Origin of the sequence: Yersinia artesiana (genome assembly GCF_902726545.1) — a bacterium.
GTDB lineage: Bacteria > Pseudomonadota > Gammaproteobacteria > Enterobacterales > Enterobacteriaceae > Yersinia > Yersinia artesiana.
The window spans coordinates 53,849-77,122 of the sequence record NZ_CACVAD010000012.1; the positions used below are offsets into that span (position 1 = coordinate 53,849).

Sequence of the window (23,274 nt, forward strand, 5' to 3'; positions counted from 1 at the left end):
TTTTTGCTGTCTATTTATCTGAAATTGAAACAAATTAATCTATTGAAAGAATTTTCTGGTCAGTGACCTCTCATACTCGTCTTGCCCTCACACTATTGAGTCAGTGATTCCCTTATGCTGTAGCACTATTTCCTCTGTTACATCAGTCAAGTCATGAACGTTTTTATTTCAAAGAAAATGCGTAATTTTATTATTTTGGCCCAAACCAACAGCATGGCCAAAGCGGCAGAAAAATTACATATGACCGCTTCACCTTTTGGTAAGAGTATTGCGGCCCTGGAAGAATTGGTGGGATATGCGTTGTTTACCCGTAATGAAAAGAGCATCAGTTTAAATAAAGCGGGTCAGGAACTTTATCAGGAATTATTCCCTATTTATCAACGGCTATCGGCCATTGATAACACCATTATCTCAATGTCTCAGCGGCAAAAAAATATCGTTATTGGCATTGATAACACCTATCCCACCATCATTTTTGATCAGTTATTCAGCCTCAGTGATAAATATGATGGGGTAACAGCTCAGCCTTTTGAGTTCAGTGAAAACAGTGTGATAGATGATTTACTCGACCGGCGGGTGGATTTTATTATTTCCCCGCAACAAGCTTCTCCCCGGGTAACCCATATTGATAGTTTGCAAACCACGGAGCTGCCATTACTGCGACTTGGCTTTTTGGTTTCGCGTCGTTTTGAAAATTGCCAATCATTGGAACTATTGAATACGCTGCCGTGGCTGCAAATGCGCTTTCAGAATCGGGCTAATTTTGAATCCTTATTAGATGCACATTTCCGTTCCATTGGGATTAACCCGACCATTATTTATCGCCCGTACAGTTTTATGGCAAAAATCAGTGCAGTCGAGCAGGGGCAATTTCTGACCGTCGTGCCACAGTTTGCTTATCGGCTAGTGAATCCGGCCAAACTTAAATATTTCGATGCGCCGAATCAGCCCATGTATATGCGCGAGTATCTCTATTCACTCAAGAATAATCACCATATAGAACAAGTCATGGGCTATATCCATTCGGATCGTAATGGTGATTAAGGTGCCAGCATGGAACCATATTCAAATAAGTTTTGATGTAGCCGAAATGCCTGGGCCAGGTCGTGATGTAAATGCCCCCCTTTAGCCTGTGCCAGGTATTGATGCAGGTAGTCGCGATACAGCGGATGGGCGCAGTTATTGATAATCGCCACGGCGCGTTGTGTCGGCGACAAACCGCGTAAATCCGCAACACCTTGTTCTGTAACAATAACTTTGACACTGTGTTCACTGTGATCAACATGAGTACACATTGGCACAATGGTGGAGACTTTGCCGCCTTTGACAATAGAGGGGGCCATAAAGATGGAGAGATAAGCATTGCGCTCAAAATCGGCGCTGCCGCCAATGCCATTGACCAATTCGGTACCCGCCACATGGGTGGAATTGGCGTGACCATAAATATCAAACTCCAATCCCACATTGAGGGCAATCACCCCTAACCGGCGAATGATTTCCGGATGATTAGAAATCTCTTGTGGGCGCAAAACAATCCGGCTGGCAAAGAAGTCCATATTGTCATAGATTTTTTTCAGTGTGGCAGGTGAAATTGTTAAGCTCGAGGCACTGACACCCAGTACTTTTTCCGTCTCTAACAACTGCGCCACCGATTCCTGTAACACCTCTGAATACATCATAAACGGCGGAATGTCGGGATTTTCCCCAAGGCGTTTCATCACTGCATTATTGATGTTACCGACCCCGCTTTGCAGTGGCAGAAACTCGGGCGGAATACGGCCTAATTTCAGTTCATTCAGCAAGAAACTCACCACATTGTCGGCAATTTTCTCACATAATGGATTTTCGCGATCAAGGCTATTACTGGCATCCGGCAGCTCAGTTTCGACAATGCCGACAATCCTGGCTGGATCAACCTGTACATAAGGTTGGCCCACCTTATCCAGAGTATGGAATATCGGCAGAGTATTGCGCCGGGGCGGAGCACCCAGCATAACAATATCGGCCAATTCGGCGACCCGAGGGCTGTGATAATGATTTAATTCGATGATGATTTTCTTGGCTTTATGCAAAAACACCGGTGAGTTGCCAATGCCGCTGGTGAGATAAACCTTCCCATCGGCGGTGATAGCTGAGGCCTCAATCACTGCCACGTCAATATCACCAAAGAAACCATAGTTAACCATTTGCGCCACTTCACTCAGGTGCAAATCAACAAAGCTAACCGCACCTTGATTGATCTTCTCACGTAATAGTGAGGCGGTTTGATAAGGCGCACGCCAGACAATAGCCTCGGCAGCGGCTAATTCATCATCCGCCTGAGCACTGATTGATGCGCCGGTCAGTAAGCGGATTTGAAACTCTTTTTGCTGCTGATGCTGCGCCATAGCGCGTTTGGCAATGGCCGCAGGCAGCACTTTGGGCGCGCCCGCCGGGGTAAAACCACTGAACACCACCATATTTCCATGCTCAATGCACTCGGCGGCCTCATCAGCCGTCAATCTGCAATATGGCCGTTTCATAGAGAAATCCTTTAGCTGTATAGGGTTAACGCCCAAGAAAGTTAGGTTTACGTTTCTCCATAAAGGCGCTCATGCCCTCCTGGTAGTCTTCGCTGTCGTAGACCGCGCGCCGCATGCCTTGAATGCGCTCAAACTCATCGGAATTCATGGTATGGGCTTCCCCTAAAACACGCAGTTCCTCTTTGATCACGGCAATTGCCAGTGGGGCTTTTTCCGAAATAACGTGTGCCAGTTTCAGGGTGAAATCTTCCAGTTCGCTGGGTTCAACCACATGATTGAGAATACCCACGGACAAGGCGCGTTCGGCAGTGATAGGTGCGGCGGTAAAAATCAGCTCTTTGACAATGTGAAAACCGGCATCACGGATAAGGTTATGAATACCCACCAGATTATAGGGAACCCCCAGGTTGACGGGCGTCATGGAAAAGGTCGAATTATTACAGGCAACAATGATATCTGAACTCATGATCATCTCGAATGCGCCGCCCCAGACACTGCCTTCAACCATTGAGATGATCGGTTTAGGATATTTTTGAATGGCGCGGGTGATTTGGCGTAGCGGGTCGTCATAGGACAGCGGGTCACGTCGGCCGGTGGGGAGTTCGTGGATATCATGGCCGGCAGAGAACACTTTTGAGCCTTCGGCGGCGCGCAAAATAATGCAGCGAATATCGGTATTATTCAGGTCATGCAGCGCTAGCATCAAATCATCCATAAACACTTTACTTAATGCGTTCAACTTGCGGGCGTGGTTGAATTCAATAATGCCAACCCGATTGGCAATCAACACTTTGACATACTGATAAGACATAATGGTTATCCCTTTAATTGAAAATTGTTTGCGTAATAAAATGCGTGACAGCGCTAATGCCGGCCCGAGGCGAAATTTGATTGTGTTGCAGCAGGGCTTCCATTTGCTGATAGTGCTGGTGGATATCGGGGCGGGAAAACAGCGCGGCCAGCGCATTTACTTCGATTTGGTGGCGAACCCAATCGACATTCTGTTGCTGACGTAAGGTTGCCAACTGCCCGCTTTGGGTCATCACCGGCCAAAAGGTCTGAATTGCTTGCCAAACCTCGCGAATTCCCCGTTTTTCCAGCGCGCTACAGCTCAGCACGCGGGGTTGCCATGCCGGGTATTTTCGGCGGATGATATTCAGTGCGCGCTGATACATATGGCGGGCAATATCGACATTGATATGATTCTCGCCATCATCTTTATTGATGACGATAAAATCAGCCATTTCCATAATGCCTTTCTTGATACCTTGCAGGTCATCACCGGCTCCGGCAATTTGCAGTGAGAGAAAGCAGTCCACCATCGCGGCGACTTCAGTTTCTGATTGCCCAACCCCGACGGTTTCAACAATAACGATGTCATAACCCGCTGCTTCACAAAGTAAAATCAGTTCGCGGGTACTCTGACTGATACCGCCAAGATGCCCCCTGGAGGGGACAGGCCGGACAAACGCATGCTCGGCGCGTGATAAATTCAGCATGCGGGTTTTGTCCCCCAAAATGCTGCCGCCGCTGACCGGGCTGCTGGGGTCGACCGCAATCACCGCCACTTTGTGGCCTTGTGCTAACAACTCTTCCCCTAACGCTTCAAGAAAGGTGCTTTTGCCCGCTCCCGGAGTGCCGGTGACGCCAAGCCGTTTGGCTTGCCCGGTGTAGGGCATAATGCTGTCCAGTAACCGGGCGCTTAATACTTGATGTTGGGACAGGGTGCTTTCTGCCAGTGTCATGGCTTGCGCCAGTGCAGCCCGCTCCCCTCGGCGTAAACGCTGGATGTAATCATCCAGATTGTCAGCGTTAATCATGATGGGCACTGATCAGTTGCAAGACATCACGCACGCTGGCTAACATCGGGGTGCCCGGCCCATAAATAGCGGCAACACCGCGCTCACGTAAAAAGGCGTAGTCTTGTGGGGGAATAACACCGCCGGCGACCACACAGATATCCTGACGATTGTATTGGCGTAATGCCTCGACCAATTCAGGGATCAAGGTTTTATGACCGGCTGCCAGTGATGACGCACCGATGACATGGACATCATTTTCAACGGCCAGCCGGGCGATCTCTTCCGGTGTGGAGAACATAGGGCTAAGGTCGACATCAAAGCCAAGATCAGAATAGGCACTGGCAATCACTTTCGCGCCACGGTCGTGACCATCCTGACCCATCTTGGCAATCAGAATTCTTGGATGCCGGCCATTTTGTTCAAGGAAGTGCTGAGTTTGTGCGAGAATTTGATCAAACTCTTGTGCATCGTTTTCATTTTGATGATAACTGTGGGCAATCACCCCAGTTACGCATTCGCTTGGCACCAGATAGCGGTCAAACTCAGTTTCCATGGCATCTGAAATTTCCCCTAATGTTGCCCGTAATCGTGCAGCTTGCACCGCCGCTTCCAACAGGTTTTCATTATGCCCGGCGGCATGGCGCAATTGTGCTAATGCCTGCTGTACCGCCGCATTGTCACGACGGGCGCGGATATCTTTCAACTGAGCAATTTGTTCATTGCGCACTTTGACGTTGTCGATTTCCAACACCGGCGTTTCCGCTTCTTGCTCTAGCTTGTATTTATTCACCCCGACAATAACGCGCTTGCCTTGATCAATCAGTGATTGCTCTCCGGCGGAGGCTTCTTCAATCATGCGTTTGGGCAGCCCGACCTCAATGGCTTTGGCCATTCCACCCACATCATCAATTTGTTGAATGATTTTGCGCGCTTGTTTGACCATTTGATCAGTCAGTGACTCGACAAAATATGAGCCTGCTAATGGGTCAATGGTGCGGCAAATTTCTGACTCTTCTTGAATGATAATTTGCGTGTTACGCGCAATTCGCGCTGAGAAATCAGTGGGTAAGCCGAGGGCTTCATCAAAAGCGTTGGTATGCAAAGATTGGGTGCCGCCGAGGGTTGCTCCCAACGCTTCAATGGTGGTGCGAATGATATTGTTGTAAGGGTCTTGCTCGGTCAGACTCCAGCCTGATGTCTGGCAATGGGTGCGTAGCGCCAAAGATTTAGGGTCAGTGGCACCAAATTGGCTCACAGCTTCACTCCAGAGGTAGCGAGCCGCCCGCAACATGGCAATATTCATAAACAAATCCATGCCGATGCCGAAGAAGAAGGAGAGGCGCGGGGCAAAGTCATCAATATTTAAACCGGCTTTCAGCGCGGCTTTGATGTATTCAATGCCATCGGCGATAGTAAAAGCCACTTGCTGTACACAGTTAGCCCCGGCTTCCCCCATGTGGTAGCCACTGATACTAATGGTGTTAAAGCGCGGCATATTGTGCGAACTCCAGGCAATAATGTCTGAAATAATGCGCATGGAGGGTTTGGGCGGGTAAATATAGGTATTGCGGCACAAATACTCTTTCAGAATATCGTTTTGAATAGTACCGGTCAGTAGCGCCGGAGCCACGCCTTGTTCTTCAGCGGCGACAATGTAAAACGCCATAATGGGCAGCACTGCGCCATTCATGGTCATTGAGACCGACATTTTATCCAGTGGGATTTGGTCGAATAAGACTTTCATATCTTCGACGCTATCAATTGCTACTCCTGCTTTCCCGACATCACCCGCAACGCGTGGGTTGTCGGAGTCGTAACCGCGGTGGGTAGCCAGGTCAAAGGCAACTGACAGCCCTTTTTGCCCCGCCGCCAGATTTCTGCGATAAAAGGCATTTGACTCTTTAGCGGTTGAAAAACCAGCATATTGGCGAATGGTCCAGGGTTGCGCTGCATACATTGTGGCCCTTGGCCCTCTGACATAAGGTGCCATGCCGGGCAGAGAGCCAGTGACTTCTAACCCAGCAAGGTCACTGGCGGTATACAGCGGTTTGACCGCAATACCTTCCGCTGTGTTAGTGATCAGGTCTTCGATATTTTTTCCTCGCCGGTTGAGTTCTTTATTAGCAAGGTTTTCCCATTCGCGGATATCTACCATTATATGGCTCCCAATTATTGGCAATAGAGTCCCTATTAAGGAGAGTGATATTCCCTTAATGAAGACTCTTGATTTTATTTAAGTAAGCGCTTTTTAATGGGGATTGTCGCTGGCAAAAAAGAACAGGGTTTACGGTCATTATTAGACGGCAGGAATGCAGCTAATATGTGGTTTGGTTCATACTTTTTTAGGAAAAGTCATATATTGCGGAATGTTGGCAGCATAAAAAACACCCTGCGAGTTGGATAGCCAACTATTAGGGTGCTATTGACGGGCAACGGGCAGACTAAAATTTTTCGGGATGCAGCAGTTGCTCCACCGCTTTCTGCGCATTAATCCAATGTTGTCCACCGAATAAGTTACTGCGGTTCAGTAGGTAATAAAGTTGATAAATAGGTTGGCGTTCAATAAAACCGGCAGGGAGTGGCCAGATACTCTGATAACCATCATAAATCTGTGCCGGAAGTGCAGGGTAGAGCGGCAACATGGCAAGGTCACACTCGCGATCACCCCAATAACAGGCGGGATCAAAAATAACCGGGCCATTGATACTGGCGGCGCAGTTTGCCGGCCACAAATCGCCATGTAACAACGAAGGTTGCGGCTGGTGGCCCTGTAAACGTTCTTGAACCAGATGGGTTATATGATCGATATCGCCAAACGACATGCCTTTCTCGGCGGCTAATTGCAATTGCCAGCCGATACGTTGTTCCGCGAAAAATTGCGCCCAGCGACGTTGCCAACTATTAGGTTGTGGCGTGGTGGCTAAATCATTATCAAAATCCAGCCCAAATTGCAGTTGTTCACTCCATTGATGTAAATGGGCTAATTGTTGCCCCAAACAATAAGCACTGTGAGCATCTAATGGTTTAAGCGGAAGATATTCGAGTAGCAAGAAACTGTATTCACGATCACTGCCCACACCATAAACTTCAGGTACCCGGACAGTTTTGCTGCGAGCTAATAGCGAGAGTTGGTCTGCCTCGGCGGTAAATATCGGTAGCATTTCACGGGTATCACATTTGACAAAAACCTCAGTTTCGCCATAGCTGAGGCGCCAGGCTTGATGAATATCTCCGCCGGGCAGTTCGGTTCTTTCCCGAATTTCAGCCGGCCCAAGATATTCACTTAACAGACGATTCACTGCTTGCCACATGATATACCCCCTATTAGCTGCCAGTTATACCCTTCATCTTATTAAAGAGTGGTTCGCTTGCTGCTGACCTGTAATCCAATGCCCTGAATACAGAATATTAGGTTAGCTTTTTTATAGTGCATAGAACAAGAGCCTATGCACAGAGGATACCCATGCCGGATCAAATAAAAGACGGATTGTGCTCATTATTTAGGATATAGCGTAAAGCTCAATTTATTATAGCAGGTTACCTTTTGGCGCGTTTTCAGCAGGTTCATCTTTAACCTTCAACTCTATTGGGTGGCCTTTGGTTGGTTTGATGAGGTTATAAATAAGCGCAATAACAAAAAACAGTGCCTGAATAATAACAATACATGGCCCCGTTGCCCCATCAATATGGAAGCTTATCAAGGTACCTAATACGCACGCCACCACTGAAACCACAGTAGCCACAACCAACATTTGATCAAAACTGCGACAAACCATAAAGGCGATAATGCCGGGTGCTATCAGCATGGCAATCACTAAAATAACCCCCACCGCCTGTAATGAAGCCACAATAGTTAATGCCAGCAAACAGAGTAAACCATAATGTAATAACTTAACCGGTAGACCAATGACGCGGGCATGGTTTGGGTCAAAACAGTACAGCATGAAGTCTTTACGTTTTAATAGCACAACTAACAATGTGAAGCCGGCGATCCAGAGGGTTTGCTTCAATTCCGCTAGCGAAATACCCAACATATTACCGAACAAAATATGGCTCAGGTGTTGATCGGTATCCATGCGAGAAAACAGCACCAGACCGAAAGCGAACATGCCAGAGAAGACAATCCCCATAACGGTATCTTCTTTAACCCGGCTGTTTTCTTTTAAATAGCCCGTGGCGACCGCACAAAAGATCCCTGAAACAAAAGCGCCGATAACCAATGGGATACCGAGCCAAAAGGCCAACACTATGCCCGGTAACACCGCGTGAGAGATAGCATCTCCCATTAATGACCAACCTTTTAATACCAGATAGCAAGATAACACCGCGCACACCACACCGGTGATAATCGCGGCCACTATCGCCCGCTGCATAAAAGGGTAGGCGAAAGGTTCGCTCACCAGACTGAACAAGGTGTTCATGCATGATCCTCCGGGTGAGAGGCCGCAGGGTGGCGGCGCTTCTGACGCGATTGATAGCGCGTCGCCAATAAACCGTGTTTGGGGGCGAAGAAAAAGGCCAGTAGGAACACGACGGTTTGTAAGGTGACGATAACCCCACCGGTTGCGCCATCAAGGTAGAAACTGAGGTAGGCACCAAAGGCACTGGTAAATGCGCCGATGGCAATCGCTATCACCAGCAAACGGCTGAAACGGTCAGTCAGCAAGTAGGCGGTGGCACCGGGGGTCACGACCATTGCAATCACCAGAATCGCCCCGACAGTTTGCAACGCCGCCACTGTACAAGCACTTAATAAGGTGAAGAATAAAATCTTTAAGCGCAGTGGTGACAAGCCAATTGACATGGCATGACTTTCATCGAAAAACACCGCCAGCAAATCTTTCCAAATCAGGCACAAAATCACAAAAGAGATCAAAATAATGATTTCTACCTGCAGCACATCTTCATCGGCGATGCCCAAAATATTGCCGAAAATAATCGACTGCACATTAACCGAGGTGGGATTGAGCGAAACAATGAGCAGCCCGACGGCAAAGAAGGTGGAGAAGATAAAGCCGATAATGGCATCTTCACGCAAGCGGGTGATATGGCGCACTAAGGTCATTGCCAATGCGGCGAGCATACCGGTAAAGAATGCCCCGGCGGCATAGGGCAGGCCGAGGGCATACGCGCCAGCGACGCCGGGTACCACGGAGTGAGAGAGCGCATCCCCCATCAGCGACCAGCCTTTCAGCATCAAATAAGCGGATAAGAAAGCGCAGACGGCACCAACAATCGCGCTGACCCAAATGGCCTTGACCATGTAATTGTAGTTAAAGGGTTGCAGTAAGATTTCCAGCATCAGGGATTGCTCTCCTTCGACTGGCTTTGTGCCGGGGGATCATTTTTGGTATGACCATAAAATACTGCTGGGCGCTCGTCATCGGTGATAACAGTCACGGTGCGTGGATCATTATCGTCGTGCAGCGTGTTCCCCGACAGATTGATATGGCGCAGTACGCCACCAAAGGTCATTTCCAGGTTCTTTTGAGTGAAAGTCGTTTCTGTCGGGCCTGCGGCCAGTACCGTTTGATTAATCAGAATCACATGATCACAAAACTCTGGCACGCTGCCGAGGTTATGAGTGGAAACCAAAATCAGGTGACCTTCGTCGCGCAACGCTCGCAACAAATCTATGATGGCATTTTCTGTTTTGACATCGACACCGGTAAACGGCTCATCCAGCAGCAATACAGTACCTTGCTGGGCCAGTGCTCGCGCCAGAAACACGCGTTTTTTCTGCCCGCCGGAAAGTTCGCCTATCTGACGTGAACGCAATGCGGTTAATCCGACCCGCTCAATGGCCTTATCGACTATGGCTTTGTCTGCGCGACTCGGAATGCGCAAAAAATTCATTTTTCCGTAGCGCCCCATCATGACGACATCTTCGACTAATACTGGAAAATTCCAGTCCACATCTTCCGTCTGCGGAACGTAGGCGATGGTATTTTGCTTTAATGCATGGCTAATCGGCTTATTGCTCAGCTCTACTTTGCCCACACTGGGCTTTACTTGCCCCATGATGCTTTTAAACAGGGTAGATTTACCGCTTCCATTAACGCCGACTAATGCGCAGATGGTACCGCCAGAGAGAGAGAAACTGGCGTCGTAAATGGCAGTATGCCCATTGTTATAGGTGACAGTGACGTTATCCACTATCAGCTCCGGGCGGACAAAAACAGCATGACTCATTGACCAAATCCTTTCGCGATAGTTTGCACTGTGGTGTTAATCAAATCGATATACGTCGGAACAGGCCCTTTCGCATTCGATAGAGAATCAACATATAACACCCCACCGTATTGCGCACCGGTTTCTTTGCTGACCTGTTTGGCAGGTTTATCAGAAATAGTGCTTTCGCTAAATATTACCGGGATTTTATTGGCGCGCATGGTGTCAATGACACGACGCACCTGCTGCGGTGAACCTTGCTCCTCGGCGTTGATTGGCCATAGATACACCTCTTTGAAACCATAATCTTTCGCCAGATAGCTAAAAGCGCCTTCACTGGTGACCAGCCAACGCTGTTCTTGCGGAATTCGGGATAAACGCTCGCGCAGCGGGGCATCCAACGCCGCAATTTTTTCTGCGTAGGCTTTAGCATTGCGATTGTAAGTCTCAGCATGAGCAGGATCGTGTTCGACCAGTGCTTTGCGAATATTTTCAATATAGATCAATGCGTTTGACGGTGACATCCAGGCATGAGGATTAGGGATGCCTTTATAAGGCCCTTCACGAATGGGGAGTGGCGTGATGCCATCAGTTACCACCGCCGAAGGAACATCTTTAATATTCTCAAAAAAACGCTCAAACCAGCGCTCCAGATTCATGCCATTCCATAAAATCAGGTCTGCTGACTGTGCCTTCACGATGTCGCGCGGGGTCGGTTGATAGTCATGAATTTCAGCACCGGGTTTAGTGATTGATTCAACAATGGCCGCATCACCGGCGACATTTTGCGCAATATCCTGAATAATTGTGAATGTCGTCACAATTTTGAATTTTTTATCTGAATCGTTTGGCTGATTGTCTGCCCATGCAGAGGCGTTCATCAGCAATGAAATTGCAACGACTGTAAACCAGGTTATGGCAGGTAAAAAATGAGGCGTAAAGCCGCTAATAGCGTGCAGGTAGGGTATTTTTTGCTTAATAAACATGGCGATGTTCCCTTTCTTTAAATGAAAATGATTATCAATATCATTTGTGGTGAAGTCAAGCCTCGCCATACAATAAACTAAAACTTACCGATAGTTACCGAATATAGCCTGATCATTATGTTGATAATGGTCAAACTAGGCCAAAAAATCTATTTGGACGAGGTGACAACTTGTATATGCTACCAAACGGCTTATCAGCACGGGGAATACTGTGAATCCAAAAGTCGGTTGCCTAATGGCAATTTTATTGCTGGCGGGGTGTGCTAAACAAACCCCTCCACCGCAAGCAAATAACGGGTGGCTGAAAAAACCACCTGCAGGTGGTTTCCTTAATGCACCGAAAAGCAGCGCAGGTTCAAGTACAGTTGCGTATAGCGATGTAATTAAACAAGCAGCCAGCCATTATGGTGTTGATGAAACTTTGATTAAAGCCATTATCCAAGTGGAGTCTGGTTATAATCCTGATGTAGTGAGTACCTCAAATGCCGTGGGGTTGATGCAAATTAAAGCCTCTACTGCGGGGCGTGATGCGTACCGCATGAAAGGGCGCAATGGTCAACCAAGTTCTGGCGAATTAAAAGATCCGGTGAAGAATATTGATATTGGGACGGCTTATATCAATATTTTGCAAAATCAGCAGTTAGCGGGAATTAATGATCCGCAAACGTTGCGTTATGCAACCATTGTTTCTTATGCTAATGGGGCGGGGGCGATGTTACGGACATTCTCATCGGATAAACGTCTGGCCGTGAATAAAATTAATAGTCTTAGCCCGAACGAATTTTATCAGCATATACAAAAGAAACATCCGGCCGCACAAGCGCCACGTTATTTGTGGAAAGTCGATACCGCCTATCGGGCGATGTCGGAATAATATTAAAACGCTAACCGGTGTCGTATCAGTATCAACATCGGTTAGCGTTTCTTTTAAGCTATTATCGCGTTATGCAACCACCGGGTGGTAGTTGGCAATAATATCCAGCACGCCATTAATAATAAATTGCACGCCCATACACACCAGCAAGAACCCCATCAGTCGTGAAATTGCCTCAATACCACTCTTGCCGACCCAACGCATAATTGCACCTGAGCTGAGCAATGAACCCCATAAAATCAGTGATACACTGAGGAAAATCAGTACCGGAGCCACGGTGACAACCCATGGGCTGAACATATCATGGCCTTTTATCGAGGCGGCGGAACTGATTATCATGGCGATGGTACCTGGCCCCGCAGTGCTGGGCATGGCTAAAGGCACAAAGGCGATATTGATGGATTTACGTTGCTTTAAATCCTGTGATTTTGCTTCTAATTGAGTATCTTCCGCTGATTGCTGCGGGAAGAGCATACGAAAACCAATAAATGCCACAATCAAACCACCTGCGATACGCAAGCCTGGAATAGAAATACCAAAGGTATTCATCACCACCTGACCGGCGTAAAATGCAATCGTCATAATAAAGAAGACGTAGATTGACGCCATCTTCGACTGATGATTCCTTTCTTCGCTGGTCATATTGCCGGATAAGCCGAGTAATAGAGCCACTGTCGTTAATGGATTTGCCAATGGCAGCAGGAGCACTAAGCCCAGGCCAATGGCTTTAAATAATTCGAGGATACTTTGCATCAATCTTGCTCCGAAAATGACATCAAACTTACCCGATGAAAGTAAAACATATCAGGCAATTAGCCGTATATCGGGCAAATATACCCGCACACGTCATTATTACTTACCTTGCCACTCTACGCGATACACTGTGTAAAAGGCTATCTCGCTTTTGTTTCGCCAAGTTATTGGTGTTAATAGCTCGACACGGGTACTACAGCGGATGGGCTACAAAGGGGATTTGTGATGCGGATCAAATCTCTGGCGGGCAACAGTTGGTTCCATACCGTAGATCCAGAATATACTCGTCATACTTCAAGCTGCATGTGTGTTGGCTGCTGTCTCGCACCCGAATCATTGCCTGGCGTCAATTTATCGGGATTTACTCCCTTGCCGCCTTTCTGCAGTTCGAATTATTTAAAGTAACATCATGGCAGCATCAATTTTTGCAAGGAATCCGGTTGTGTGTATTTGTGATATCAGTGTTGAAGATGAATATATTCGTCAGCCATTATCGGCTTCTGTTGCGTGGGTGTTAGACACACAAGCCGCACGAACCCGCGGCCGTTTACGCTTCTTAAAACCTAAACGTGAGGCGCGTCCGCGCTGGCGTCTGGCACCACTCAAAGATACTTACGAAATTCGCTTTTATCCTCACCGTTTGCCAGAACTGTGGTTTTTCAGTGCGGAAAACGCTGCCCGGAAGCGGCTTTGATGGCTGTTATCAGTGCCTATTACTGGTTTAGTTTGACAATAAACCCGGTTTTATCATTCTGAGCGGGGGCTGGCATGGGTTTTACTGATAATGAACGTAGCGCGCTGTTGGCCGTCAAGGGGGTAGGGCCGACAGTTGTTACGCGACTGGAACAACTTGGTTTTACTTCGCTGGCGCAATTGGGCCAGGCCGATATGAATGAAATTGTTAGCACTGCTGCAGCAATGGTCGGGTCTACCTGTTGGAAAAATAGCCCACAAGCGCGTTCGGCAATTCAAGCTGCGATTGAGTTGGCCAAAATGCATTCATGATAGTGAGTGTATCCCGGCCATTATTTGCCTTGTTTCCTGTTATTCAATCCCCCAACTCGCACAGCCTATTTCTTTTTTGGCGCGGTGGTGGGGTATGGCATCAGTAAATCATCCAATATCTGCATCCTTTCCTCTACCGGAATATATAACCAACGCGTAAACCAAGGTGTCTTCTCTGTGCACTGTTGATCTGTTCGGCGAAAATAAAGTTCGAGACCTGACAGAACGTCATTAATCTGTTTCATCCTATTTCTCCTTCTTAGCGACCAGTGAGCAAATCATAGGCAACAAAATAAGGAAGAAAAACGGATGGAATCTATTTTATTGTTCAGTATTTAGAGGTGATAATCCATAGTTGTATGATGTGATGGAATTTACTGCGAAAGAGAGTTGTTTTCGATGTCGAGGCGATAGATGTTAAAAATAAAACGCCCCGATTGCGTAAACAATCAGGGCGGCGTTCCAGTAACCATTGCTACACGGAAACGGAAATTTATTATGGGCACTTCCTGTAGAAATAGCAATACACCCAGTGCTACTCAAAAGCAATAGATCATAATGTAAATCATTGTTGGTGAGAATAAACACCTTTACACAACTAACGCCGGTTGTATGTGTGATAAAATCGCTTTCCTTCGCCAAACGTAACATTTCAAAAAATTGCTCAGGCGATTCAATCGTTTGTCTTTAGCTATTATCGGAAATACCTAATTCTAAAACAGACATATTTTAACTCATCAGAACGCATTTTAGCGATTGGGAGTATGCTATGGTTGGCCCGTTTATTAACAGTGCGGGGATAATCCTGGGGGGGATCGTCGGCGTCTTACTTGCCCGCCATATCCCCAAACGGTTACAAGAGGGATTACCAGCAACATTTGCCCTGGCATCCATATCCATTGGTATTGTGATGGTGGTAAAAGTGCACTTTATGCCTGCGGTTATTTTGGCATTGATTATTGGGACCGCGGTGGGGGAATTACTAGCACTGGAACAAGGTGTGAAGTGGGGGGCCAATAAAACCCGCACACTGTTAGAACGTATCATTCCTTCTCGCAGTACTTTGCCACCCCAGGAGTTTGCGCAAAGTTTTAGCGCCATGATTGTTTTGTTTTGTGCCAGTGGATTGGGGGTTGTGGGTTCTCTAACTGAAGGTATTACCGGTGATTTTCAACTGCTATTCGTCAAAGCGCTGATGGATTTTTTCACCGCGCTGATATTTTCCATTTCACTAGGTATTGCGCTGGTGGCCATTGCTATTCCTCAACTGCTCATTCAAATCGCATTGGTTTTCCTGGCCAAACTGATTATGCCTTATATGGATGATATTGCCTTTGCCGATTTTTCTGCCTGTGGTGGGATTATTATGATCGCGGTAGGATTACGAATTGCGCAAATTAAAATATTTGCAGTGGTGAATTTTCTACCTGCATTATTGTTTGTCGTGCCAATTTCCTATTTATGGCGTCACTTCATGGCATAAGAATTTGCGGAGATAAGCAATTAACTTTCCGAAACGGTAGGCCTCTTTGCCAATGCTAATCATAGAAGCGACCGTTTCAGAGTAGTGTAATATTATGTTTTTATTTGATTATTTTCTGTCTAGCCAATCTTTCGGCACAAAAACTTGCCTTTTATTACGCCATCAAAAAAACGACCTTTCGAAACCACAGACATAAAATTCTGATGAACACGCTCCGGGACACCTAGATACTGATAAATCCCTTGTTCACGGAACTGTATCTCCAGCATGCGATTTTCAGGATCATAACCAATCGACAAAATTCTGGAGGATGTAACAGGTTGTCGCTGCAATAGTTGACCCTCAGTTATACGGTGTTGATATTATGCTGATCGTAGAGCAGTTTAAGCATGATAACTATGTCGACGATCATTATCACTGTTTGGTTGCAGCATTAATAGATTATTCGCCAGGTATTATTGTCATTGCTTTAAGTGATGATAATATGGCTCCACTTTATGACATGATCTGGGTCACAAAGTAAACTGTGTACACAGTTGCGTACCAATATAACAAACGTGGGTTAAATTGATGTCGCAACTCTTTGAAGTTAAACAATAATTACGTCTTGCATGTGATCTGTCGTGTGGGTCACCACTGTAGATAAGGAATTAGAATGCCTGTTATTACCCTTCCTGACGGCAGTCAGCGCCAATATGATCACGCCGTTTCTGTGCTTGATGTTGCTTTAGACATCGGCCCCGGTCTGGCAAAAGCCTGTATTGCTGGCCGAGTCAATGGCGAACTGGTCGATGCCAGTGATCTTATCGAATCTGATGCGCAACTAGCCATAATTACCGCCAAAGATGCTGAAGGTTTAGAGATTCTGCGCCATTCCTGTGCACACTTATTGGGGCACGCTATCAAGCAACTTTGGCCAGATACCAAAATGGCAATCGGCCCAGTTATCGACAACGGTTTCTATTACGATGTTGATATCGACCGCACTCTGACGCAGGAAGATCTGGAACTGCTGGAAAAGCGGATGCATGAGCTTGCCGATAAAGATTATGACGTAATTAAGAAAAAGGTCAGTTGGCAAGAAGCTCGTGACACTTTTGCTGCTCGTGGTGAAGATTATAAAGTGGCTATTCTTGATGAGAATATCAGCCGCGATGATCATCCTGGTTTATATCACCATGAAGAATACGTTGATATGTGCCGTGGCCCGCACGTACCCAATATGCGTTTCTGTCATCACTTTAAATTGCAGAAAACATCTGGGGCCTATTGGCGTGGCGACAGCAAGAATAAAATGCTGCAACGTATTTACGGCACGGCCTGGAGTGATAAGAAGCAACTGAATGCTTATCTGCAACGTCTGGAAGAAGCGGCCAAACGCGACCATCGTAAGATTGGTAAGCAACTGGACCTTTACCACATGCAGGAAGAAGCGCCTGGTATGGTGTTCTGGCACAATGACGGCTGGACTATCTTCCGCGAGCTGGAAACTTTTGTGCGCATGAAGCTCAAAGAGTACCAGTATCAGGAAGTTAAAGGGCCATTCATGATGGACCGTGTACTGTGGGAAAAAACCGGGCATTGGGAAAACTATGCTGAGCATATGTTTACCACCTCGTCGGAAAACCGCGAGTACTGCATCAAGCCAATGAACTGCCCAGGGCATGTGCAGATCTTCAACCAAGGGTTGAAGTCATACCGTGACCTGCCACTGCGTATGGCTGAGTTCGGTAGCTGCCATCGTAATGAGCCATCAGGCGCGCTGCACGGTTTAATGCGCGTGCGTGGCTTTACTCAGGATGATGCACATATCTTCTGTACTGAAGAGCAGGTACGCGATGAAGTGAACAGCTGCATCAAGATGGTGTACGACATGTACAGCACCTTTGGCTTCGAGAAGATTGTGGTCAAGCTGTCCACCCGTCCTGAAAAACGTATCGGTAGCGATGACCTATGGACTCGCGCTGAAGACGATTTAGCGGCTGCGCTGACTGAAAATGGCATTCCATTTGATTATCAGCCGGGTGAAGGTGCCTTCTACGGTCCGAAAATTGAATTTACCTTGCATGATTGTTTGGATCGTGCGTGGCAGTGTGGTACCGTACAGCTCGATTTCTCATTACCGGGCCGCTTAAGTGCGTCTTACATCGGCGAAAACAACGATCGCCAGGTGCCAGTAATGATTCACCGGGCTATTTTGGGGTCAATGGAGCGCTTCATCGGTATTCTCACCGAAGAATATGCAGGCTTCTTCCCAACTTGGTTAGCTCCGGTACAAGTCGTGGTGATGAATATCACCGATAGCCAGTCTGATTATGTCCAACAAGTGACCAAAAAACTGCAAGATGCAGGGATTAGGGCAAAAGCGGACTTGAGAAATGAGAAGATTGGCTTTAAAATTCGTGAACATACGTTGCGTCGGGTTCCATATATGTTGGTCTGTGGTGATAAAGAGGTCGAATCAGGCAAGATTGCCGTTCGTACCCGCCGCGGTAAAGACTTAGGAAGCTTGGACGTCAACGTGGTCGTAGACCAGCTGCTAGCAGAAATTCGCAGCCGTAGTCTTCATCAACTGGAGGAATAAAGTATTAAAGGCGGAAAACGAGTTCAACCGGCGCGTCCTAATCGCATCAACAAAGAGATTCGCGCCACAGAAGTTCGCTTAACAGGCGTCGATGGTGAGCAGATTGGCATTGTCAGTCTGAATGAAGCTCTTGAAAAAGCTGAGGAAGCTGGTGTTGATTTAGTAGAAATCAGTCCGAATGCCGAGCCGCCGGTTTGCCGAATCATGGATTACGGCAAATTCCTCTATGAGAAGAGCAAGTCGACAAAAGAACAGAAGAAGAAGCAAAAAGTCATTCAGGTCAAGGAAATCAAATTCCGTCCTGGTACCGATGATGGCGACTATCAGGTCAAACTACGCAACCTGATTCGCTTTCTGGAAGATGGCGATAAAGCCAAAATCACTCTGCGATTCCGTGGACGTGAGATGGCGCACCAACAGATCGGCATGGAAGTCCTTAACCGTGTCAAAAAAGATCTGACTGAAGATTCTGATTTGGCTGTCGTGGAGTCTTTCCCGACTCGTATCGAAGGCCGTCAGATGATCATGGTGCTCGCACCTAAGAAGAGACAGTAAGGCACTCAAGTAATAGGCCTCTCTTTGCTTGCAAAGGAGGAGGTCTATTCGCCTAGCTAGCTCGTTGTAATTAACAATGCGAAGTGGATATATTCAATGCCAAAAATTAAGACAGTACGCGGCGCCGCTAAGCGCTTTAAAAAAACCGGTGCCGGTGGTTTTAAGCGTAAGCATGCCAACCTGCGTCATATTTTGACCAAAAAAGCTACTAAGCGTAAACGTCATTTACGTCCAAAAGGCATGGTATCTAAGAACGATCTAGGTTTGGTCGTAGCATGTCTGCCATACGCATAAGTAATTTTGGTTTGAATTAAGACGATAGGAGAAGTAAATGGCTCGCGTAAAACGTGGTGTGGTAGCTCGTGCACGTCACAAAAAAATCTTAAAGCAGGCGAAAGGTTACTACGGTGCCCGTTCGCGCGTTTATCGTGTTGCTTTCCAGGCAGTAATCAAGGCAGGCCAATACGCCTACCGTGACCGCCGTCAACGGAAGCGTCAATTCCGCCAATTGTGGATTGCACGTATCAACGCAGCTGCTCGTCAGAATGACATGTCTTACAGCAAATTCATTAATGGTCTGAAAAAGGCTTCTATTGAAATTGACCGTAAGATTTTGGCTGACATCGCAGTATTCGATAAAGTGGCATTCTCTGCACTGGTCGAAAAAGCGAAAGCAGCTCTGGCGTAAGTCAGAATTGAAGAGGGAGCTTGTCTCCCTCTTTTAATCTTTAGCTTACTAGTAAAAAGGTCATCGTCATGATGCATGTAGTTACTTTTCGCTTCTTTTTTTACTTTAGCGCCTGATTTCAGGAGGCTTGCGCGTAAGAATAGAAACGAAAAATAGCGCCTAAGCCTCCCATCGCGGAGGCTTTTTTGTTTTTGCTCTACAGCACTTATGGTGACTAGAGTATGGGTATCAAGGATGTGATATCTTATTGATTTTGTAAGAAAAATTTATTTCAATTATCGAATTTTAACTAATTCCATATATCCTAAATAATTCGAGTTGCAGGAAGGCGGCCATTGAGCGAATCCCCAGGAGCTTACTCAGGTAAGTGACTGGGGTGAACGAAAGCAGCCAACGCACATGCAGCTTGAAGTATGACGGATATAACTATAAGCGGGCCATACCGGCCAGAGGAAGAGAAAACAATGCCACATCTCGCAGAGCTGGTTGCCAAAGCTAAAGCAGCCGTAGAAGATGCCCAGGATGTTGCCGCGTTGGATTTGGTACGCGTCGAATATCTAGGCAAAAAAGGCCATTTGACCCTTCAAATGACATCGCTGCGTGAACTGCCAGCGGAAGAACGCCCGGCAGCAGGCGCTGTCATTAATCAGGCTAAACAGGAAGTTCAAGAAGCACTCAATGCACGCAAGGAAAAACTGGAATCAGCGGTTCTGAATGCCAGATTGGCAGCCGAAACCATTGATGTCTCTTTACCGGGGCGTCGTATGGAAAATGGTGGGTTGCATCCGGTCACTCGTACGATTGATCGCATTGAAACTTTCTTTGGTGAGTTGGGCTTCTCAGTAGAGTCCGGCCCAGAAATTGAAGATGACTACCATAACTTCGATGCATTGAATATTCCGGCTCATCACCCTGCTCGTGCTGACCATGATACGTTCTGGTTTGATGCTACCCGACTGTTGCGTACCCAGACATCAGGTGTACAGATTCGCACCATGCAAGGCCAGCAGCCACCGATTCGGATTATCGTGCCGGGGCGCGTTTATCGTAATGATTACGACCAAACTCACACGCCAATGTTCCATCAAATGGAGGGGCTGATTGTCGACAAAGATATCAGCTTTACCAATTTGAAAGGAACCTTGCACGATTTCCTGCGTAATTTCTTCGAAGAAGATTTGCAAATCCGCTTCCGCCCATCCTATTTCCCGTTTACCGAGCCATCTGCTGAAGTGGATGTAATGGGCAAAAATGGTAAGTGGCTGGAAGTGCTGGGCTGCGGCATGGTACACCCAAATGTATTGCGCAACGTAGGTATTGACCCTGAGGTTTATTCAGGTTTTGCATTCGGGATGGGAATGGAGCGCTTGACTATGCTGCGTTACGGTGTCACCGATCTGCGTGCATTCTTCGAAAACGATTTGCGTTTCCTCAAACAGTTTAAGTAAGGCGGGAATATCTCATGAAATTCAGTGAACTTTGGTTACGCGAATGGGTAAACCCAGCCATTAGCAGTGATGATTTGGCGCATCAAATTACCATGGCCGGCTTGGAAGTTGATGGCGTAGAAGCGGTCGCCGGTGAATTTAATGGCGTGGTCGTGGGCGAAGTGGTGGAGTGCGGCCAGCATCCAAATGCCGATAAATTACGTGTGACAAAAGTCAACGTTGGCGGTGACCGTCTGTTAGATATCGTTTGTGGTGCGCCGAACTGCCGTCAGGGTTTGAAAGTTGCGGTTGCCACTGTGGGCGCGGTGTTGCCGGGTGATTTTAAGATTAAAGCGGCTAAATTACGCGGTGAGCCATCTGAGGGGATGCTGTGTTCGTTCTCTGAGTTAGCAATTTCAGAAGATCACGATGGTATTATTGAACTACCTGCGGATGCGCCGATTGGTGTTAATCTGCGTGAATATCTGAATCTGGACGACAAAACCATCGAAATCAGTGTCACACCAAACCGTGCAGATTGTCTGGGTATTATCGGTGTCGCGCGTGATGTGGCCGTGTTAAATCAACTGCCACTGACTGAGCCAGATATGAGCCCGGTGGCACCGTCTATCAATGACAGTTTCCCGATCCGTGTTGATGCCCCACATGCTTGTCCACGTTATTTGGGCCGCGTGGTGAAGGGGATTAATGTTAAGGCCGCCACCCCATTGTGGATGCGCGAGAAATTGCGTCGCTGTGGTATTCGTTCCATTGACCCGGTGGTTGATATCACTAACTTCGTCTTATTGGAATTGGGTCAACCGATGCATGCGTTTGACCTGGACCGCATCGACGGTGGGATTATTGTTCGTCTGGCGACTGAAGGCGAAGAATTAACCCTATTGGATGGCACAAAAGCCAAGTTGAATGCAGACACTCTGGTTATTGCCGATCAGCAAAAACCTCTGGCAATGGCCGGGATTTTTGGTGGTGAACATTCAGGTGTTAATGAAAACACCCGCAACGTACTGTTGGAGTCCGCATTTTTCAACCCACTTTCCATTGCTGGCCGTGCACGTCGTCATGGTCTGCACACCGATGCCTCTCATCGCTATGAACGTGGGGTAGATCCTGCGCTACAACACAAAGCGATAGAACGTGCGACGCGCTTGTTGATTGATATCTGTGGCGGTGAAGCTGGTCCGGTTATTGATGTCACATCTGTGGAAAACTTGCCAAAACGCGCCACAATTACATTGCGCCGCGAGAAGCTGGATCGCTTGATTGGTCATTCGGTGCCTTCTGAGCAGGTTAGCGACATTCTACGCCGTCTCGGTTGTCAGGTCACAGAGCAGGGTTCTGATTGGCAAGCTGTTGCACCAAGCTGGCGTTTCGATATGGAAATCGAAGAAGATTTGGTAGAAGAAGTTGCGCGTATTTACGGCTATAACAATATCCCTGACGTGCCTATCAAGGCCGATTTGGTGATGACCAAACATCGCGAAGCAAACTTGTCGCTCAAACGTGTTAAAACCGCTTTAGTCGATCGCGGCTATCAAGAAGCAATTACTTACAGTTTTGTTGACCCTAAAGTACAGGCATTGCTGCATCCACAACAAGACGCACTGATCCTGCCAAGCCCAATCTCTGTTGAGATGTCTGCCATGCGGCTGTCATTATTGACGGGCTTGCTGTCGGCAGTGGTTTATAACCAGAATCGCCAACAATCTCGTTTACGACTATTTGAGAGTGGCTTGCGTTTTGTACCTGATAGTAAAGCAGATTTGGGTGTTCGACAGGATGTAATGCTAGCTGCTGTTATTACTGGCCACCGTTATGACGAACATTGGGATCTGGCGCGCCAGCCAATCGACTTCTATGATTTGAAGGGCGATTTAGAAGCAATTCTGGAACTTACCGGCAAATTATCTGATGTTCAGTTCCGTGCAGAAGCTCATCCTGCACTGCATCCAGGGCAGAGTGCTGCAATTTATTTATCAGGCGAACACATTGGTTTCATTGGTGTAGTTCATCCTGAACTGGAACGTAAGTTGGACCTAAATGGTCGCACTGTGGTGTTCGAAGTGCAGTGGAACAAGCTGGCAGACCGCGCCGTGCCTCAAGCGAGCGAAATTTCGCGCTTCCCGGCAAACCGTCGTGATATTGCTGTTGTGGTGGCTGAAAACGTTCCCGCAGAAGATATTTTGGCAGAGTGTAAGAAAGTTGGCGCAAATCAGGTAGTTGGCGTAAACTTGTTTGATGTGTACCGTGGCAAGGGCGTAGCAGAAGGTTATAAGAGTCTGGCTATTAGTCTGGTGTTGCAGGATACCGCCCGTACACTGGAAGAAGAGGAGATCGCCGCGACCGTCGCAAGATGTGTAGAGGCGTTAAAACAGCGATTCCAAGCATCCTTGAGGGATTGAA

The 23,274-nt window shown here is 47.3% G+C and carries 24 protein-coding genes and 1 other annotated feature; of the genes, 12 read left to right on the forward strand and 12 right to left on the reverse strand.

Features of this window, described 5'->3' with window-relative positions; genetic code table 11:
- Positions 1–153: 153 nt before the first annotated feature.
- On the forward strand, positions 154–1,044 hold the full coding sequence (srsR, locus tag HU019_RS05670) for a LysR family transcriptional regulator SrsR (protein ID WP_174847573.1): 891 nt from the start codon (positions 154–156) through the stop codon (positions 1,042–1,044).
- Here srsR and HU019_RS05675 read toward each other — a convergent pair.
- From HU019_RS05675 to yfeA, 9 genes are all read right to left on the reverse strand, one after another.
- Entirely contained in the window at positions 1,041–2,522 is a 1,482-nt protein-coding gene (locus tag HU019_RS05675; RefSeq protein WP_174847574.1) for a succinate CoA transferase, read from the reverse strand. The genes srsR and HU019_RS05675 overlap by 4 nt on opposite strands.
- Positions 2,523–2,547: 25 nt before the next feature.
- Entirely contained in the window at positions 2,548–3,333 is a 786-nt protein-coding gene (gene scpB, locus HU019_RS05680) for a methylmalonyl-CoA decarboxylase (RefSeq protein WP_174847575.1), read from the reverse strand.
- Positions 3,334–3,346: 13 nt separating this feature from the next.
- Complete coding sequence (meaB, locus tag HU019_RS05685; RefSeq protein WP_174847576.1) at positions 3,347–4,342, reverse strand: methylmalonyl Co-A mutase-associated GTPase MeaB; 996 nt, start codon at positions 4,340–4,342, stop codon at positions 3,347–3,349.
- Entirely contained in the window at positions 4,335–6,479 is a 2,145-nt protein-coding gene (gene scpA, locus HU019_RS05690; RefSeq protein ID WP_174847577.1) for a methylmalonyl-CoA mutase, read from the reverse strand. The genes meaB and scpA overlap by 8 nt, the downstream gene beginning before the upstream one ends.
- Before the next feature lie 286 nt (positions 6,480–6,765).
- The gene (locus HU019_RS05695; protein WP_174847578.1) at positions 6,766–7,635 is read right to left on the reverse strand and encodes a fructosamine kinase family protein; all 870 of its coding nucleotides are present in this window, start codon (positions 7,633–7,635) and stop codon (positions 6,766–6,768) included.
- Between the two features lie 216 nt (positions 7,636–7,851).
- A complete protein-coding gene (yfeD, locus tag HU019_RS05700) occupies positions 7,852–8,745 on the reverse strand; it encodes an iron/manganese ABC transporter permease subunit YfeD (RefSeq protein ID WP_174847579.1) in 894 nt (297 codons plus the stop codon).
- A complete protein-coding gene (gene yfeC, locus HU019_RS05705; protein WP_174847580.1) occupies positions 8,742–9,626 on the reverse strand; it encodes an iron/manganese ABC transporter permease subunit YfeC in 885 nt (294 codons plus the stop codon). The genes yfeD and yfeC overlap by 4 nt, the downstream gene beginning before the upstream one ends.
- Positions 9,626–10,516 (reverse strand): iron/manganese ABC transporter ATP-binding protein YfeB, encoded by an 891-nt coding sequence (gene yfeB, locus HU019_RS05710; protein ID WP_174847581.1) that lies wholly within the window; start codon positions 10,514–10,516, stop codon positions 9,626–9,628. The genes yfeC and yfeB overlap by 1 nt, the downstream gene beginning before the upstream one ends.
- The gene (yfeA, locus tag HU019_RS05715; protein WP_174847582.1) at positions 10,513–11,481 is read right to left on the reverse strand and encodes an iron/manganese ABC transporter substrate-binding protein YfeA; all 969 of its coding nucleotides are present in this window, start codon (positions 11,479–11,481) and stop codon (positions 10,513–10,515) included. The genes yfeB and yfeA overlap by 4 nt, the downstream gene beginning before the upstream one ends.
- 211 nt (positions 11,482–11,692) lie before the next feature.
- Between yfeA and HU019_RS05720 the strand changes: the two genes are divergently transcribed.
- Entirely contained in the window at positions 11,693–12,355 is a 663-nt protein-coding gene (locus HU019_RS05720; protein WP_174847583.1) for a transglycosylase SLT domain-containing protein, read from the forward strand.
- Positions 12,356–12,424: 69 nt separating this feature from the next.
- Here HU019_RS05720 and HU019_RS05725 read toward each other — a convergent pair whose 3' ends face one another.
- A complete protein-coding gene (locus HU019_RS05725; protein WP_019083034.1) occupies positions 12,425–13,108 on the reverse strand; it encodes a MarC family NAAT transporter in 684 nt (227 codons plus the stop codon).
- A gap of 442 nt (positions 13,109–13,550) precedes the next feature.
- Here HU019_RS05725 and HU019_RS05730 point away from each other — a divergent pair, with 442 nt between their 5' ends.
- Positions 13,551–13,802, forward strand: coding sequence for a hypothetical protein (locus tag HU019_RS05730; RefSeq protein WP_174847618.1), 252 nt, complete (start codon positions 13,551–13,553; stop codon positions 13,800–13,802).
- A 74-nt stretch (positions 13,803–13,876) separates the two neighbouring features.
- Entirely contained in the window at positions 13,877–14,113 is a 237-nt protein-coding gene (locus HU019_RS05735; RefSeq protein WP_174847584.1) for a helix-hairpin-helix domain-containing protein, read from the forward strand.
- A 65-nt stretch (positions 14,114–14,178) separates the two neighbouring features.
- Here the strand turns inward: HU019_RS05735 and HU019_RS05740 are convergent, their stop codons facing one another.
- Positions 14,179–14,358 carry a hypothetical protein gene (locus HU019_RS05740; protein ID WP_174847585.1) on the reverse strand — a complete coding sequence of 60 codons (180 nt, stop codon included), beginning with the start codon at positions 14,356–14,358 and terminating at the stop codon, positions 14,179–14,181.
- A 524-nt stretch (positions 14,359–14,882) separates the two neighbouring features.
- On the opposite strand from HU019_RS05740, the gene HU019_RS05745 reads away from it, so the two are divergent.
- Positions 14,883–15,596 carry a DUF554 domain-containing protein gene (locus tag HU019_RS05745; protein WP_174847586.1) on the forward strand — a complete coding sequence of 238 codons (714 nt, stop codon included), beginning with the start codon at positions 14,883–14,885 and terminating at the stop codon, positions 15,594–15,596.
- 119 nt (positions 15,597–15,715) lie between these two features.
- On the opposite strand, the gene HU019_RS05750 is transcribed toward HU019_RS05745, so the two are convergent.
- Positions 15,716–15,928, reverse strand: a complete 213-nt coding sequence (locus HU019_RS05750; RefSeq protein WP_005161573.1) for a KTSC domain-containing protein — start codon at positions 15,926–15,928, stop codon at positions 15,716–15,718.
- Positions 15,929–16,251: 323 nt separating this feature from the next.
- On the opposite strand from HU019_RS05750, the gene thrS reads away from it, so the two are divergent.
- From thrS to pheT, 7 genes are all read left to right on the forward strand, one after another.
- Positions 16,252–18,180 carry a threonine--tRNA ligase gene (gene thrS / locus HU019_RS05755; protein ID WP_050337342.1) on the forward strand — a complete coding sequence of 643 codons (1,929 nt, stop codon included), beginning with the start codon at positions 16,252–16,254 and terminating at the stop codon, positions 18,178–18,180.
- 3 nt (positions 18,181–18,183) lie between these two features.
- Positions 18,184–18,735, forward strand: a complete 552-nt coding sequence (gene infC, locus HU019_RS05760; protein WP_011816226.1) for a translation initiation factor IF-3 — start codon at positions 18,184–18,186, stop codon at positions 18,733–18,735.
- A 96-nt stretch (positions 18,736–18,831) separates the two neighbouring features.
- On the forward strand, positions 18,832–19,029 hold the full coding sequence (rpmI, locus tag HU019_RS05765; protein WP_004713020.1) for a 50S ribosomal protein L35: 198 nt from the start codon (positions 18,832–18,834) through the stop codon (positions 19,027–19,029).
- A gap of 37 nt (positions 19,030–19,066) precedes the next feature.
- Positions 19,067–19,423 carry a 50S ribosomal protein L20 gene (gene rplT / locus HU019_RS05770; RefSeq protein WP_004393357.1) on the forward strand — a complete coding sequence of 119 codons (357 nt, stop codon included), beginning with the start codon at positions 19,067–19,069 and terminating at the stop codon, positions 19,421–19,423.
- A gap of 67 nt (positions 19,424–19,490) precedes the next feature.
- Positions 19,491–19,613 (forward strand) — a sequence feature (Phe leader region).
- Positions 19,495–19,539: a pheST operon leader peptide PheM gene (gene pheM, locus HU019_RS20500; RefSeq protein ID WP_226722699.1), complete on the forward strand. Its 45-nt coding sequence runs from the start codon at positions 19,495–19,497 to the stop codon at positions 19,537–19,539. (Overlaps the previous feature by 45 nt.)
- 274 nt (positions 19,614–19,887) lie before the next feature.
- Positions 19,888–20,871: a phenylalanine--tRNA ligase subunit alpha gene (gene pheS, locus HU019_RS05780; protein ID WP_174847587.1), complete on the forward strand. Its 984-nt coding sequence runs from the start codon at positions 19,888–19,890 to the stop codon at positions 20,869–20,871.
- Between the two features lie 14 nt (positions 20,872–20,885).
- Positions 20,886–23,273, forward strand: coding sequence for a phenylalanine--tRNA ligase subunit beta (pheT, locus tag HU019_RS05785; protein WP_174847588.1), 2,388 nt, complete (start codon positions 20,886–20,888; stop codon positions 23,271–23,273).
- The last annotated feature ends 1 nt before the right edge of the window (position 23,274 follow it).